A 14714-nucleotide genomic window follows, 5' to 3' on the forward strand; every position below is an offset into this window, starting at 1 on the left:
GCGTAAGTTTTGGACAATGGGCTAGGTTTTGCGAAATTGGCTCGGTGAAAGTCCATAAATTGCTTTAAACGCTTTACTAAAATGTGCTTCTGATTGATACCCTACTTCAAGGGCGATTGCCAAAATGGTCTTTTGCGTATTTTTCAATAAAACAGCCGCCATTTCTAACCGCACTTGTGTGAGAAATTTTCCTGGGGGCATCCCGAGTTGTTGTTGAAAGATCCGCATAAAGGTCGCACGAGACATGGAAGCCAACTCTGCTAATTGCTCAATATGCCAATCTAATTGAGGTGAAAACAGGATTTTTTCAAGGACTTGATTCAGTCTTTTATCCTGCAACGCGGCCAATAAGCCTTGATTGAGCAAACCTATTTGCTGAGCATGACGCAAAATATAAATAAACAACACGTTTGATAGTGCATCAATCACCGATTTTGTGCCTTGCTCCGGTTTCTCGGCTTCTTGTAAAAAAAGTGAAATCAAGGGCTGTACAGGTGTATTTTGTAGAGAAAGATGCAAATAGTCTGGTAACGAATCAATTAATAATGACGGTTTTTGGTAATAAAATGTCCCACAAAACATCTTCAGATCGGGCGTACCTGCACCTATTTGATGGACATTAAAAAGTGCATTTGATTGCGCTCGCTGTAGGCTGTTCTCTCTTTTTTGTTGAGAACTGCCCAAAAAGTGCGGTCGATTTTGAGGGAGAAAAAAGAGATCGCCTTTTTTCAAATGAAATTGTTTTCCCGCAAAGGTTACCCAGCACTCACCTTGCTCGATTAAATGAAATAAACCTTGATATTCCGCCGCATCAGGCTGATGTTCAACTTGCCAATCCCCTTGAAACAAGCAGTGAATATTAATTTCCCCACGCACTTGCCCCAGCTGTGTTAATTTATCTAAATAATCCATTGTGAGATTTTCCGTCTAAAAGTTAAGACAATTTGACAAGTATCATACGCTAATCTGCTTATAATTCCTCTCGAAATTTGTACTAAATTTAAGGAGAAAAACAATGTTTGCAGATTGGAAAAATGATGTAGCACACGTTAAAAAATCATTCGGTGCATTAGGTAAAAAATACCCTAAAATGTTACAAGCTTATGGCGCATTAGGTGCGGCGGCAGCAGAAGGTAACGTATTAGATGCCAAAACCCGTGAATTAATTGCATTAGCCGTTGCAGTAACAACACGTTGTGAAAGCTGCATTGGCGTGCACGCTGATGAAGCGGTGAAAGCAGGTGCAACTGAAGAAGAAGTGGCAGCAGCATTAGCGATGTCTATCGCATTAAATGCAGGTGCAGCTTACACCTACTCTCTTCGTGCATTAGAAGCTTACAACGCACAAAAAGGCGAATAATTCGCAAGGAACTTTATGATTCTTTTAGCCCTCATTTGAGGGCTTTTTTTTATCTCTAAAATTGACCGCACTTTAAAATAAATTCAAAGCTCTTATCTGAGCCACCACTTGCTCTACCTGAATTTCAGCCATTAAATTTTTGCCTTTTAATTTAGTCGCCCAAGGCAATTCACTTGAAGGTTTTCCTTGTTCTTTCTGCACATTTTCTTCATATACCGACACCACATTATCCAGATTATGATAAGGCGCGGTTCGCAATGGATTATGATAGGCATACAATCCAATGACAGGTGTTCCTTGCGTGGTCGCGATATGAGCTGGCCCAGAATCAGGCGAGATGACTAAATTTGCTTGATGAATTAATGCAGCAAGTTGTTTCAAACTGGTTTTTCCTGAAGCATCAATCGGTTGAAAGTCACAAAGTGCGGTAATTTTTTTCACCATTTCTAATTCGCGTTTTGCCGGTGAGCTGCAAAAAATTACATTCACATTATGTTGATGAGCAATATTTGCCACTTCCGCATAACGCTCAACCAACCAATCTTTCTCGGCTTTACTAGAGCAAGGAGAAATAATCAGATTTTTGCGTGTTGGATCAATAAACTGTTTGGCATATTCTCGATCTGAATCAGAAATTGCCAATTGCCAAGAAAGCATTTCTGCCGGTGGCACACCAAGATAATCTGCAAAAGCCATGAAACCATCTAGCACATGAGGCGTTTCAGGATCTTGCACTCGACGATTCACAAATAACCACTGCCCTTCTCGGGAACGTTTTTTGCCAAACCCAATTTTATATTTTGCTTGAATACCAAGAGATATGATAGATGCACGAAATGCCGTCTGCATATTCAAAAGCGCATCAAATTTATTATTTTTCAAAAACATCCATAAATTCCACACGCCTTTCCAACCGCTCTTTTTATCGTAAGGAACCAGTTCCACGCCTTCAATACCAGAAAGCAAGCCCATTTCTGTTTTCCCCACAATCCACGTTAATTTCGTTTGTGGCCAATGACGTTGAATATGCTGCACCACAGCAAGTGCATGGCAAACATCCCCCACCGCAGACAAACGCAAAATACAAAGTGATTTAGGGGGAGAGGTAAAAAGTGGAGAATGGGACATTTGAATTCCTCGCGCATTTAATTTCCGTCTATTAACCCAAAATAATTTAATGAAAACAAAGGGCGAATTTATTTAATTCGCCCTTTTATTTATCTAGATTGCTACTTTTTAGGACCTAATCCTTCCGCAACAATATGCCCGTTCACATAGTGCTTAGTAAAGATAACGTTACCATCTTTATCAAAATATTTCCACATTCCTTGCTCTACGCCATTTTTTAATTCGCCTTGCGAGATAAGTGTTCCTGATTCATCATAATATTTAGTCGTTTTGACGCCATTTATTTCAACCACCTCCGATTTTATATTACCGTTAGGATGAAAAGTCTGATTCTCTATTGTTGAACGAATATACGCCGTAGCAGAACCAATACAAAAAAGTGCTAAAACAGTAAATAGAGGTTTTTTCATAGCTAATTTCCTCATATTAAATAGAGGGTCATCAAAATAATTTCTGGAAAAAGTGTAACCTAACAACATAAATATGTAAAGTAGTGCTTTTCACTTCTATTCATTTTATAACATAAAATCACACTGCAAGCGGTAAAATTCTGAGAAAATTTTACGAATTAACAAAATACAGATATCTCACTACTTATGTGATGTGATCTGCTTCACAACTTTGACATAAAATAAGATGAAAAGCTTGTAATGCTAGAAAATCAGCGTATTTAAAGTAGAATGAAGGCATTTTCTATTATTCGGTTCAACTAAAATGCTTGAATTCCAACAAGATAATCAATTCTTTCTTTTAAATCTCACAGAAAAACCAACAGAGCCCACTTCATTTTTTGAATCGGCTTTTTGGAAAAAACAACAACGTATTACCGGTTCAGCCAAAGGACGTGGCACAACCTATTTCCTGAATACAAAAGATCTGTTTGGGGTAAACACTGCCCTTCGTCATTATTATCGCGGTGGTTTATGGGGAAAGTTCAACAAAGATCGCTATCGTTTTCAATCATTTACTGAAACACGTAGCGTGGCAGAATTTCAGCTTTTAAATCAACTCCATCAAGCAGGCGTTGCTGTGCCAAAACCGATCGCTGCGCGAGTCAAAAAAGGTAAATTAGGTATTTGCTATCAAGCGGATATCTTGATTGAAAAGATCGAAAATGCCCAAGATCTGACCGCACTTTTGCAAACCCAGCAGCTGCCTAATGATATCTGGCAAGCCATCGGCAAATTAATTCGCCAGTTACATGATTTACAAATTTGCCATACGGATCTCAACGCTCACAATATTCTCGTTCAACAACTCGGAAATGAACAAAAATGTTGGCTCATTGATTTCGATAAGTGCGGTCAAAAATCAGGAGATTCTTGGAAACAAGGCAACTTGGAAAGATTACACCGCTCTTTTGTCAAAGAAGTCGGCAGAATGAATATTCAATTCAATGAAGAAAATTGGACTGAATTGTTGAAAGGTTATAACGCCTAAAACGCATTAGAGAAAGGCAATAAAAAAGACCGCCTAATGCGATCTCAATAAATGGTCCCCCTTGCCGGACTTGAACCAGCGACCAAGCGATTATGAGTCGCCTGCTCTAACCGACTGAGCTAAAGGGGGAAAGTGCGGTTGATTATAGAGAAATAATCCTTTGAAGTCTATATACAAAAGGATGGTCGTTGGAAAATTGACCATCCTTTTTTAGTCTGACTATTCTATTTTTAAATCCGACAGATTATTTGCTGCTCATAAACAGCATCATCCTCTAACTTAATTCCATCTTCATTAAAATCAGCGGTATGTTTATGGATAAATCTGACTTTTTCTGTTGCGCCCATTTTAAACCATTCATATTCCGAATCAATATGGCCTATATCAATGGCTCGATAACCTAATTCGGATAAATTATAGGCTAACACTTTTGCCGTTGGTCCAAGCATAAGCAATATGAGACGATTTTCTGCATGCTGAATGATTGCTTGCTGAATTTGTTCAATGTAAGAATATGCATCTCTGGCAGGGCAAATAATTCGCTTAATGGAATGAGCATTATCAAATAAGTCATTTCCCACTCCAGAACGCGAAGTCACACCTTCAACAATCAATAAATCTTTATCTTGCCAAAGCTGTTTTAATTTCTCGAACCAACGAGCAGACTGGCTTTTATCTTGCCAATCGATATAAGGACGAGAGAGGAAAGTATTCCCATACTCACTCGCAGTACATACATTCTCATAATAAAGAGAATGATTGTTTAAATGAGTTCGCCAATAGCTTTGCGTTGAATCAATATAAGGTGAAAGTGAATCAAACATCGGTGGTAAACAAATCAATCGATTTTCATTGCTTTCCATGCGTAAAATATTTTCTAACTCTGCCGCCAATTTTGGATCATAATCTTGGTAAACAATCCAATTCCCTTTAATCAGGATAAATTCACCATCACCAAAACGAATCACTGAACAAGGGTTTTGCAACATAAAATCCAAGGTTTCATCTACGGATTTCACCTTTATTTGACGAGGTAAAACTTTATGATTTGCCTGAGCAATTAGAGGTAACGTTTGGATTAGAACATCAATATCACAAAAATCACCTAATCGATGAGCTAACCAATAAGGTTTCTCACTCGTTAATTTATTCAGCATTTCCTTAATGAAAGCCTTACGAATCAAATACATCTGACAATACGCAAGATTGTAATGTTCTATCCGTCGAAAAAGTGCCGAATTAATCCGCCCTTCTCCCTGATAAATCTTATCATCCCAAAATTCATGCTGACGCGAACATTCTAGTAATGCAAGCTGATATTGAGAATCTGCTAGATAACCATTCACATATTCTTGCAATGCACTAAAGTAATTTGGCGATAGCTGTAAATCTGCTTCCGCGACAATCGCAAATTCATTATCAGCAATCGTTTCATCTGCCGCTATTTTCCGCCAACATTCAATATGTGAAAGCGTATTAGCAATTTCATCTACCGTGATTTCTCGATGTAAAATCGCTTTAGCTTTTGACAAATTAAATACCGTTTCACCACCAAGCTGAGAAACTAACTCAGATGAAACAGAAACAACAGCCGTGTAATCACAACCATCTGCTTGGGCCAAGAAATGAGCAAGTTCAGTTTTCTGACTTGACAGATAAATAACAAATCCCTTCATAGATTCTATTCACTTGATAATAAAAAGCCCCATAAAGGGGCTATTTAAGATTATTGCAATACCGAAATATCCGCCACTTGTAAGAACAAGCCTTGCAACGTGTTTAAAATCGCTAAGCGGTTTTGGCGTAATGCAGAATCTTCAGCATTTACCATTACGTTATCAAAGAAACTGTCTACTGGCGCGCGTAAGTTCGCTAATTTATCTAATACCGCCGTATAATCACCTTGTGCGATAAGCGGTTGTACTTCAGTGCGCAATGCAAGTACCGCTTCAGCAAGGGCTTTTTCTGCTGGCTCTACGCAAGCGGTCAAATTGATCTCGCCAATTGTAGCATCCGCTTTAGCTAAGATATTACTTACACGTTTATTTGCTGCCGCTAACGCTTCCGCTGAATCTAAAGTACGGAAGTGTGAAACCGCACGCACGCGTGCATCAAAATCAGCAGGGCGAGTTGGACGACGCGCCAATACCGCTTGAATCACATCCACCGCAATGCCTTCATCTTGATACCATGCACGGAAACGACCAAGCATAAAGTCCACCACATCAGCAACCACGTTTTGATTCGTGAGTTTATCACCGAAAAGTGCAGCTGATTTTTTCACTAAATCTTCTAGATCAAGTGGTAAGTTTTTCTCAACGATAATACGTAATGCACCTAATGCTGCACGACGAAGTGCAAATGGGTCTGCGCTGCCTTTTGGTGCTTGGCCGATGCCGAAGATACCCGTTAAAGTGTCAAATTTATCCGCTAAAGCGACCGCACTTGCAACGAGTGATTTAGGTAATTCATCCCCCGCAAAGCGTGGCATATACTGTTCGTTTAACGCCACTGCCACTTCTTCATCTTCACCATCATGACGAGCATAGTGCATGCCCATTACACCTTGCGTATCGGTGAATTCGAATACCATGTTGGTCATCAAGTCACATTTTGACAGTAAACCGGCACGTTTTGCTTTCGCTTCGTCTGCACCGATTTGTTTTGCAATTTCGCCTGCAAGTTGTTCGATACGATCAGTTTTGTCTTTTAATGTACCGAGTTGTTGTTGGAACAACACGGTTTCTAAACGTGGTAAACGATCAACCAGTTTTTGTTTTAAGTCGGTTTTGAAGAAGAATTCCGCATCGGTTAAACGTGGACGAACCACTTTTTCATTCCCTTCGATAATTGCCGTTGGATCTTCAGGGTTGATGTTCGATACGAAAATAAAGTGCGGTAATAATTTGCCGTCTTTATCATAAATCGGGAAATATTTTTGGTCGCCTTTCATGGTATAAACCAAAGCTTCCGCAGGTACGGCTAAGAAACGTTCTTCAAATTTTGCCGCTAAAACATTTGGGTATTCCACCAAGGAAGTGACTTCTTCAAGCAGACTTTCTTCAATGTCAGCCACGCCACCAAGTGCGGTCGCTTTTGCTTGAGATTTTGCAAGGATTTCCGCTTTACGCTCGTTGAAATCTGCTACCACAGAACCTTTTTCACGCAATAATTGCGGATATTGGTCTGCATGTTGAATTTCAAATTCTTTCTCGCCCAAGAAACGGTGTCCACGAATGGTGCGTGCACTTGTCACACCTAAAATTTCGCCTTCGATTAACTCGTCACCTAATAACATAGTCACGGTATGAACCGGACGGATAAATTGCACGGTTTTGTCTGCCCAACGCATTGGTTTTGGAATTGGCAGTTTTGCCAACGCATTGGCCACAATGTCGTTTAATAAGTTTTTGGTCGGCTGACCTTCAATTTTTGCACGATGAACAAGCCATTCGCCTTTATCAGTTGTAATGCGTTCTGCTTGCTCAACGGTAATACCACAACCACGCGCCCAGCCTTCTGCGGCTTTAGTTGGTTTACCTTCCGCATCAAAAGCTGCTGATACTGCGGGCCCTCGTTTTTCGATTTCTTTGCTCGGTTGTTGTGTCGCTAAGTTCAACACTTTCACCGCCAAACGACGCGGCGCCGCAAACCATTCGATTTTGTCGAAGGTTAATCCTGCTTGGTTCAATTCCGCCTCAACGTTATCCGCAAAAGAAGTTGCTAATGTTTTGAGAGCTTTTGGCGGCAGCTCTTCTGTGCCGATTTCTACTAGGAAGTTTTGGATCATTTTTTATCCTTTTTATTCAAAATTGCTTCATATTTTGTTTCATTTCGTATCTTTTCAAGATCGATTTCTATTACTTTTTGCTGAATATATTCTTCAGAAAATTCTTTATTAGGAGAAGGATCGTTATTTATCTTATCTATCAGCTCTAGTAATTTATCTTTTAATTTCTCTCTATCCTCTTTCTTCGGAGATATTATATATACATATTCATCATTATTATTTTCTATTTCGTCATTTTCATCTGTTGAAACTGGGAGTGTTTTAGCTGGCAACACTGCAAAAATCTTTGACCCTAAACTCGCATCAAAACCCATTCCTTTTGAATCAGTTCCTAATTCAATACTCTCATTTTTATAATATAGATTGAGTAGAAACAATCCAGCTAATGCATGAATTAGATTTTTTAAACTAGCATCCTTTAAAGAATTTCTTCTATTATGTTTAATTGCTTGATAAGCTTTTAACCATTTCTCTCCTCCCCTATTATGTGCTTTTTTTAAAGGAGTTAGCACATTATTTTCCTCTTTATTAAAATAAAATTGACCAGAGACCACTTGTATTTTCTTTTTACTCAAATCCCACTTTTCATTAAGATATTTTAAACAGTCGGTATCAAAAAATAATTTATTATCATCTGGCTTATCTCCACCATTTTTAAAATATAGCTCTTTAGCAATTGACTCAACTTCAACTGATATTCTAATTAACATCTCAGCTATTTTCATGGAATATACATTTAATTGTTCATCATCAATATGTATATTATTAGATAATTCAATAAGACCTTCTTCTAAGTTTTGATATATAGCCCAATATAAATTATGTGACATAATTATTTACTTCCTGGTAGTTTGCCTTTTTTAATCCCCTCACTCAACACCTGTTGAAAACGCTCGTAATCACAAAAGCCATTTTCATCTTTTTCACAGCCTTTGAGGGTTAATGTGGTTTGGTTTGGTGGTGTCGCTAAACTTAGTGGTGTGATGTTAATCAGCTGCTCAGTGCTTTGATACACATAATCCAACTTAAATTTGAGCTTACCACTGTTTTTTTGCTTCCACACTTCAAATAACAACTTGCCACCGATTGGGATATTTTCCAATGAATCATCTAATTCGTAAGGCTCAACACCCAGTGCTGCAAGCAAAGCGACGATATTAGAATCATGTCCAACCAATAAGTTAATTTTGTTTTCACTATTTAACTGTTGCTGAATAAATGCCAATAGCGGGTATGATGCATTTTGTGCTAACGCTTCGTTATTTTTAAATAACGTGCGGTAATATTCGTTTTTAATTTCGTTAATTGCACGCCATTTTTCTTGGCTATCCACACGGCCGTTTGCGATTTCTGAATCAGGCTTACCCACATAATGCGCGAGTAATAATGCACTGACAATTTTCTTTCCGGTGCTGATAGAACCAGTAATCTTGACTGACTTGCCGTCTTTAATACTGTATTCACCGACTTTCCCACCTAAATCACACTCGCCTTTTTGTAAGCAATTTGGTGAGTTTTTGTAATCAATGATTTCACTCAATAGTGCATAATTTGGCGCTAATTTTTGCTGTAAAGCGGTTAAATCAACGTTATTTTTTGCAGATTCAATCAAGGCTTTGCTTGGATTATGCGCTTGCGTTTTAAAAATCGGATCTTTTTCTGAACCAATTTTACCGTGATGTTGCAGTTGAACATTACAGCCCGCAAATGCACCAGAAACAATCGCTTGCCCTGTTGCAATGGTGCGTTGCACACCATTTGCATAAGCAAAAATGCCTTCGCCCGATGCACAACGTTCTGTTGTTAGTAACCCTTTATCTGCAAGCCATTGACCTAAATACTGTCCGAAATAGGTTTCTAGCACCGTCCCTTTTGCAGTGAGATAGCCAGATGGTACATTCCATTTTGCCCATTCATAAGGGGAATATTTCGCCATTTCTTGCGGATCTTTTTCCACTGGTGAACGCAATCCGTGTCGGCTGAAAATCAATACTTTCTCTAATTCATAATCAGAACTTGAGGAAGTTTGACCATTTTCTGTTGCAAACGCACTACTTGCTAAAGCTGAGCCAAGCAAAAGTGCGGTGAATTTTAGGGTTATTTTTTTCATATTCGAGACCTAATCATTTAATGTTGAAATTGAGCTATAAAAATTCAAGGCATATTTGGTGCCGTAAACTAACACCATAAATACTGCAACAATATTGACTACCGCAAAAAAGATTAGTTGTTTACTGTTGCTCTCCACCCAGAGCATTTTAAATAATGCGAGCGTACCAATATTTTCATCAAGTTCGCTCTCTCCGCTTAGTGTTCTTAAGGTTTTCAGCATCTTGCGTACAAAAGCGACAGTATTTATTGCCATGACGCTGAGTGCAATAAATCCTGAAGCCAAACTTAAAAACAGCACTAGCACATTACTCCACGCCCAATGTGTCTAATTCAGCTCAGAATACATAAATAACGCGAGTGATAAAAACAACACAGCGGGTGTTAAATTTCGCAAAAACATTAAATAGTCATCACCAATTCTAAATAAAAATTGCAAAAAACTGACTTTCTTCATTACTTACGAATTTTCCAACTTTTCTTGGTTTTCATTAAACGCACTTTGCCATCTTTGGAGACATATCCGCCTTTTACCACATCTAAAATCGTGTTTTCTGGCAAATCAGACGCAAACACTTCAACCTGTTGCTTATCTTCTGAAAGAATGCCGTACACCGCTTGAGTTTTATTGGCAGGATCATCTAACTTAATATCCGCCACATCAAACACTTGCACGCAAGCTTTTTTCAAATAAGAGTAAGACTCTCCTAAATTTTGAAAGCAACCGTGAGTATCTGATTTCCCTTTGTCCAGACACAACATTTCACCTTGAGATTGTGCATGACTACAAGCGGTCAAAATCATCGCTGAAGTTGCAAAGGCTAAGGTTTTTTTCATCACTTTAAAAAATCTCTTTTAATTTGGATTCATCTAAAATAACACGATCATCATCTAACAATAACGCTGGAAAGCCCGCATAGCCTTGTGCTTTGGCATCATCAAATGCGGCGTGACGATCACGTAAGCGTAACCATTGTTTCAAGTTTGGAATGGAAGATAATACTTCCACTGACTCATAATCCACACCCAAGCGTTTTAACTCTGCCACAAATGGCGCTGTATCTGGGCAATCTGCCGCATAATAAAGAATGGGTTTCATTATTCACCTTCTTGTTCGGCTGCCGCAGTTGGGTTCAATTTCGGTTCGCCAATTTTAGTTAAGCGGTTACGATCGCGATGTTCAAATGGCGCATCATAATTCGGGATAATCAGGATAGTGGTTTGATCATATGACCAACTGCCATCATCATGGAATTTCACCGTCATTTCAAAACTTTCCGTGGTAAATGAACGCTCCAAGAACGGATTCGAAATAATACCGTTTGTTAGTGAACCACGTACCGCTTTTACAGTGAACTCTTTTGCATCAGCCGGTGCATTACCGACAGCAATAAACGTTTGGCCGCGTGGAATGCTACCAGTTAATAAAATATTGCCTGTTTCAGGTTCCCATAACCAATAGCCCACTTGATCGTGGAATGTTTCCACTTCGCCTGGCTCAACAATATGGGTGTGATAACGTAATCCATAATAGAGTTGCGGACCATTGGTTTGACCATCAGTTGGATGGGCTTCGTAACGTTCGATATAAGGATCTTTTTCTGGTCCTTCTGCTTTCGGGTTGATATCCACACCACGCTTACCTTCCCAAACACCCGCTAATCTAGCTAATGGGCCTAAATTCGCGAGTGTATTAGGATCAGTTTCTGCTTCCGTGTAGATATCATCTGGGTATTGAAAATCTTTCATCATTTTCTCCTTATATCGTTGGGTTAATGCTTAAAGTGCGGTCGTTTTTCGCCTTATTTTTTACAACCTGGGAAACCTAAGGCTTCACGGCTCGCATAGTATGCTTCAGCCACGCCTTTGGTTAATGCACGAATACGTAAAATATAGCGTTGACGCTCTGTGACCGAAATCGCCTTACGTGCATCTAACAAGTTGAAGCTGTGTGCCGCTTTTAAAATGCGCTCGTAAGCCGGTAATGGTAACGGACGTTCTAATTCTAATAAGCTTTTTGCTTCTTTTTCGTATTGATCAAAGCAGTAGAATAAGAAATCAGTATCCGCATATTCAAAGTTGTAAGTTGATTGCTCGACTTCGTTTTGATGGAATACATCACCGTAAGTTGTTTTGCCAAGCGGGCCGTCAGACCAAACTAAGTCATACACAGAATCTACGCCTTGAATGTACATCGCTAAACGCTCTAAACCGTAGGTCACTTCACCTGTTACGGGTTTACATTCTAAGCCACCCACTTGTTGGAAATAAGTAAATTGGGTCACTTCCATACCATTTAACCATACTTCCCAGCCTAAACCCCACGCACCTAAGGTTGGGTTTTCCCAGTTATCTTCTACGAAACGAATGTCGTTTTGTGTCGGATCAAAACCAAGCATTTCAAGTGAACCTAAATAGAGTTCTTGAATGTTATCTGGAGACGGTTTAATCACCACTTGGAATTGGTAGTAATGTTGTAAACGGTTTGGGTTTTCGCCATAACGACCATCGGTCGGACGACGTGAAGGTTGCACATAAGCAAATGCCATCGGCTCAGGGCCTAATGCGCGTAATGCAGTCATTGGGTGAGAGGTTCCTGCGCCCACTTCCATATCAAAAGGTTGAACAACGGTACAACCTTGATTTGCCCAATATTCTTGCAAGGCTAAAATCATGCCTTGGAATGTTTTTACGTTGAATTTTGTACTCATAATTTTTTTAATAACAATGTGATGAAAAATACAGGCATTATACTTGAAACTATAAGGCGGATAAAGGCGAAAAAGTGCGGTCAGAAAAATCCTTAAATTTTTTATTTCTCTTAAATTTTATTCATTTTGATGATGAGTTATTTTCATCATGAGAGATTTGCTTGCCAAGCCTCAAATGTGTAAACTGCTGGCGCTTTTATACAGACTTTTATCCTAGGGATTTTAAAATGAAAAAAAATGTGATTACTTCAGCGATTTTATTAGCGGTTCCGGCATTAGCGGCGGCTGAAGATGTGGCAAAATTAGATGTGATTAACGTCTATTCTGCCTCAGCAACTCCAACTAGCCTTCATCAAACAGCTTCATCTGTTACCGTTTTAACGGAAAAAGATTTTGCACAACGTGGTGCGACTTATGTCAGTGATGTATTGAAAACTGTACCAAGTTTAGCCGTGAGCACTTCTGGCGGGCGTGGCACATTAACTAATGTATTCTTACGTGGTGCAGATGCAAACCACACTGCAGTGATTATTGATGGCGTGAAAGTGAACCCTGTTTCTGGCTATGGCTTTGATTTCGGTGGCTTAGCATTAAGCAATATTGACCGCATCGAAGTATTACGCGGAGAGCAATCCGCTCTTTGGGGAAGTGATGCGATGGGTGGTGTGATTTATATCACCACGAAGAAAGGCTTAGAAAAAGGTAAAACCTTCAACGTCGATTACGATTTTGGCACAGGCTCTAATCGTACGGTAGATGGTTCATTAACCCTTTCAGGCTCAAACAACAGTTTCTATTATGCTTTACATGGTGACAGCCATCATACCAAAGGCGTTTCAGCACTCAGCAAAAATCGCTTTAACTACACTGCACAAGATGGCACAGCGGTAAGTACTGGTGGTTCAAGCGAACGCGATAAATTCCATCGTGATAACGCTTCTCTTCGTTTTGGCTATGATGATAACCAAAAAGGTTTTGATTTCTTAACCTCTCACAGCAGCCAAACCGCTAACTTTGATAACAGCGCAACGGATGAAAAAGGTCACTACACTCGCACACGTGAAACCTTATTCAAATTAAGTGGTTTCTTGGGTAACGATGATGAATTACTTAAACACAAAGTGGGAGTAAGTCATATCAAAACGGACAGCGATACCGTTGGCTATACATCAGCTTACGATGCGAAAAAACTCAATGCAAACTATCAATTAGACGTCAATTTCGATCGTGAAGGCACTCTCACACAAGGTTTAAGCTTCTTAACTGACTATCAAAAAACAGATTTCAACTCGTCTTATTTCAACAATGCTGGCAATAAAAAGCTTGTTGAGAAAAGCTTAGCGGCAGAATATCGCTTATTACACGATGCAGATCATAGCTTAAATATTAGCGGTCGCTACACTGACAGCTCTGAATATGAAAACTCATGGACTGGCCGCATCGCGGGCGCTTACCGTTTACACAATAATGTGAAAGCACATGCAAGTTTCGGTTCAGCAATTCAAAACCCAACAATCACGGAATATTACGGCTACAATGCGCGCTATATCGGCAACCCGAACTTACAACCAGAGAAAAGTTTAGGTGGCGATGTTGGTTTCTTATTTGAAACCAATGATGGTCGTCACAGCTTTGATGTGACTTATTTCGCTCGCAACGTGAAAAACGCGATTAGCAGCGAAGTAATCAACTTTACCACTTATGCAAGCCGTGCAGTAAACCTTGAAGGTAAAAGCAAAGTGAAAGGTGTTGAAGTGACTTACAACGGTAAAATCACCGATGCATTAACTGCTTATGCTAACTACACCTACACGCAAACCCGAGATAGCAAAGGCGCTGAATTGGCTCGTCGTCCAAAACATTTGGCGAACGCGGGCTTAGCATACCAAATCACTGAAAAATTAGGTGCGGATGTAAATGTATCTTACACAGGCAAACGCATGGATACCTACTATTCACCGACCTACAGCACGCATAAAGTGAAATTGCCATCTTACACCTTGGCAAACTTAGGCGTGAACTATAAAGTGGCGGATAGCTTGACGATTTATGCAAATCTTAACAACGTATTCAATAAAAAATATGAAAACGTACTGGGCTATGGCCAAGAAGGACGTAATGTTTACGTTGGGTTGAAAGGATCGTTCTAATTATTACCTACTAACAAGGGCGTGCT

The 14714-nt window shown here is 39.5% G+C and carries 14 protein-coding genes, 1 tRNA gene and 1 pseudogene; 3 read left to right on the top strand and 13 right to left on the bottom strand.

What is annotated here, in order from left to right:
• Window positions 1-21: 21 nt before the first annotated feature.
• A complete protein-coding gene (locus tag QP437_RS01305; protein WP_285266671.1) occupies window positions 22-912 on the bottom strand; it encodes an AraC family transcriptional regulator in 891 nt (296 codons plus the stop codon).
• A gap of 103 nt (window positions 913-1015) precedes the next feature.
• On the opposite strand from QP437_RS01305, the gene QP437_RS01310 reads away from it, so the two are divergent.
• The gene (locus QP437_RS01310) at window positions 1016-1360 is read left to right on the top strand and encodes a carboxymuconolactone decarboxylase family protein (RefSeq protein ID WP_005698020.1); all 345 of its coding nucleotides are present in this window, start codon (window positions 1016-1018) and stop codon (window positions 1358-1360) included.
• A gap of 72 nt (window positions 1361-1432) precedes the next feature.
• Here the strand turns inward: QP437_RS01310 and QP437_RS01315 are convergent, their stop codons facing one another.
• On the bottom strand, window positions 1433-2488 hold the full coding sequence (locus QP437_RS01315) for a glycosyltransferase family 9 protein (RefSeq protein ID WP_285266672.1): 1056 nt from the start codon (window positions 2486-2488) through the stop codon (window positions 1433-1435).
• Between the two features lie 101 nt (window positions 2489-2589).
• Window positions 2590-2898 (bottom strand): toxin-antitoxin system YwqK family antitoxin, encoded by a 309-nt coding sequence (locus tag QP437_RS01320; RefSeq protein WP_054420299.1) that lies wholly within the window; start codon window positions 2896-2898, stop codon window positions 2590-2592.
• Between the two features lie 304 nt (window positions 2899-3202).
• Between QP437_RS01320 and QP437_RS01325 the strand changes: the two genes are divergently transcribed.
• Window positions 3203-3928, top strand: coding sequence for a 3-deoxy-D-manno-octulosonic acid kinase (locus QP437_RS01325; RefSeq protein WP_285266673.1), 726 nt, complete (start codon window positions 3203-3205; stop codon window positions 3926-3928).
• Between the two features lie 52 nt (window positions 3929-3980).
• Here QP437_RS01325 and QP437_RS01330 read toward each other — a convergent pair.
• The 10 genes and pseudogenes from QP437_RS01330 to glyQ form a co-directional block, all read right to left on the bottom strand.
• Window positions 3981-4057: transfer RNA gene (locus QP437_RS01330), tRNA-Ile, on the bottom strand.
• A gap of 101 nt (window positions 4058-4158) precedes the next feature.
• Window positions 4159-5604, bottom strand: coding sequence for an SP_1767 family glycosyltransferase (locus QP437_RS01335; RefSeq protein ID WP_285266674.1), 1446 nt, complete (start codon window positions 5602-5604; stop codon window positions 4159-4161).
• 50 nt (window positions 5605-5654) lie between these two features.
• Window positions 5655-7718, bottom strand: a complete 2064-nt coding sequence (glyS, locus tag QP437_RS01340; protein WP_285266675.1) for a glycine--tRNA ligase subunit beta — start codon at window positions 7716-7718, stop codon at window positions 5655-5657.
• Window positions 7715-8548: a hypothetical protein gene (locus tag QP437_RS01345; protein WP_285266676.1), complete on the bottom strand. Its 834-nt coding sequence runs from the start codon at window positions 8546-8548 to the stop codon at window positions 7715-7717. Before QP437_RS01345 ends, glyS begins: the two co-directional genes overlap by 4 nt.
• A 2-nt stretch (window positions 8549-8550) precedes the next feature.
• The gene (locus QP437_RS01350) at window positions 8551-9828 is read right to left on the bottom strand and encodes a histidine-type phosphatase (protein ID WP_285266677.1); all 1278 of its coding nucleotides are present in this window, start codon (window positions 9826-9828) and stop codon (window positions 8551-8553) included.
• A 9-nt stretch (window positions 9829-9837) separates the two neighbouring features.
• Window positions 9838-10284, bottom strand: a pseudogene (locus tag QP437_RS01355) (hypothetical protein).
• Entirely contained in the window at window positions 10284-10667 is a 384-nt protein-coding gene (locus QP437_RS01360; RefSeq protein WP_285266679.1) for a hypothetical protein, read from the bottom strand. The pseudogene QP437_RS01355 and the gene QP437_RS01360 overlap by 1 nt, the downstream one beginning before the upstream one ends.
• 1 nt (window position 10668) lies before the next feature.
• The gene (locus QP437_RS01365; RefSeq protein ID WP_005709778.1) at window positions 10669-10926 is read right to left on the bottom strand and encodes a hypothetical protein; all 258 of its coding nucleotides are present in this window, start codon (window positions 10924-10926) and stop codon (window positions 10669-10671) included.
• Window positions 10926-11576, bottom strand: coding sequence for an FABP family protein (locus QP437_RS01370; RefSeq protein WP_049369796.1), 651 nt, complete (start codon window positions 11574-11576; stop codon window positions 10926-10928). The genes QP437_RS01365 and QP437_RS01370 overlap by 1 nt, the downstream gene beginning before the upstream one ends.
• Window positions 11577-11629: 53 nt before the next feature.
• The gene (gene glyQ / locus QP437_RS01375) at window positions 11630-12538 is read right to left on the bottom strand and encodes a glycine--tRNA ligase subunit alpha (protein ID WP_005695296.1); all 909 of its coding nucleotides are present in this window, start codon (window positions 12536-12538) and stop codon (window positions 11630-11632) included.
• 227 nt (window positions 12539-12765) lie between these two features.
• Here glyQ and QP437_RS01380 point away from each other — a divergent pair, with 227 nt between their 5' ends.
• Window positions 12766-14688, top strand: a complete 1923-nt coding sequence (locus tag QP437_RS01380) for a TonB-dependent siderophore receptor (RefSeq protein ID WP_285266680.1) — start codon at window positions 12766-12768, stop codon at window positions 14686-14688.
• Window positions 14689-14714 lie beyond the last annotated feature (26 nt).

This window comes from Haemophilus sp. UMB1048 (assembly GCF_030218125.1).
Taxonomy (GTDB): Bacteria; Pseudomonadota; Gammaproteobacteria; order Enterobacterales; family Pasteurellaceae; genus Haemophilus_D.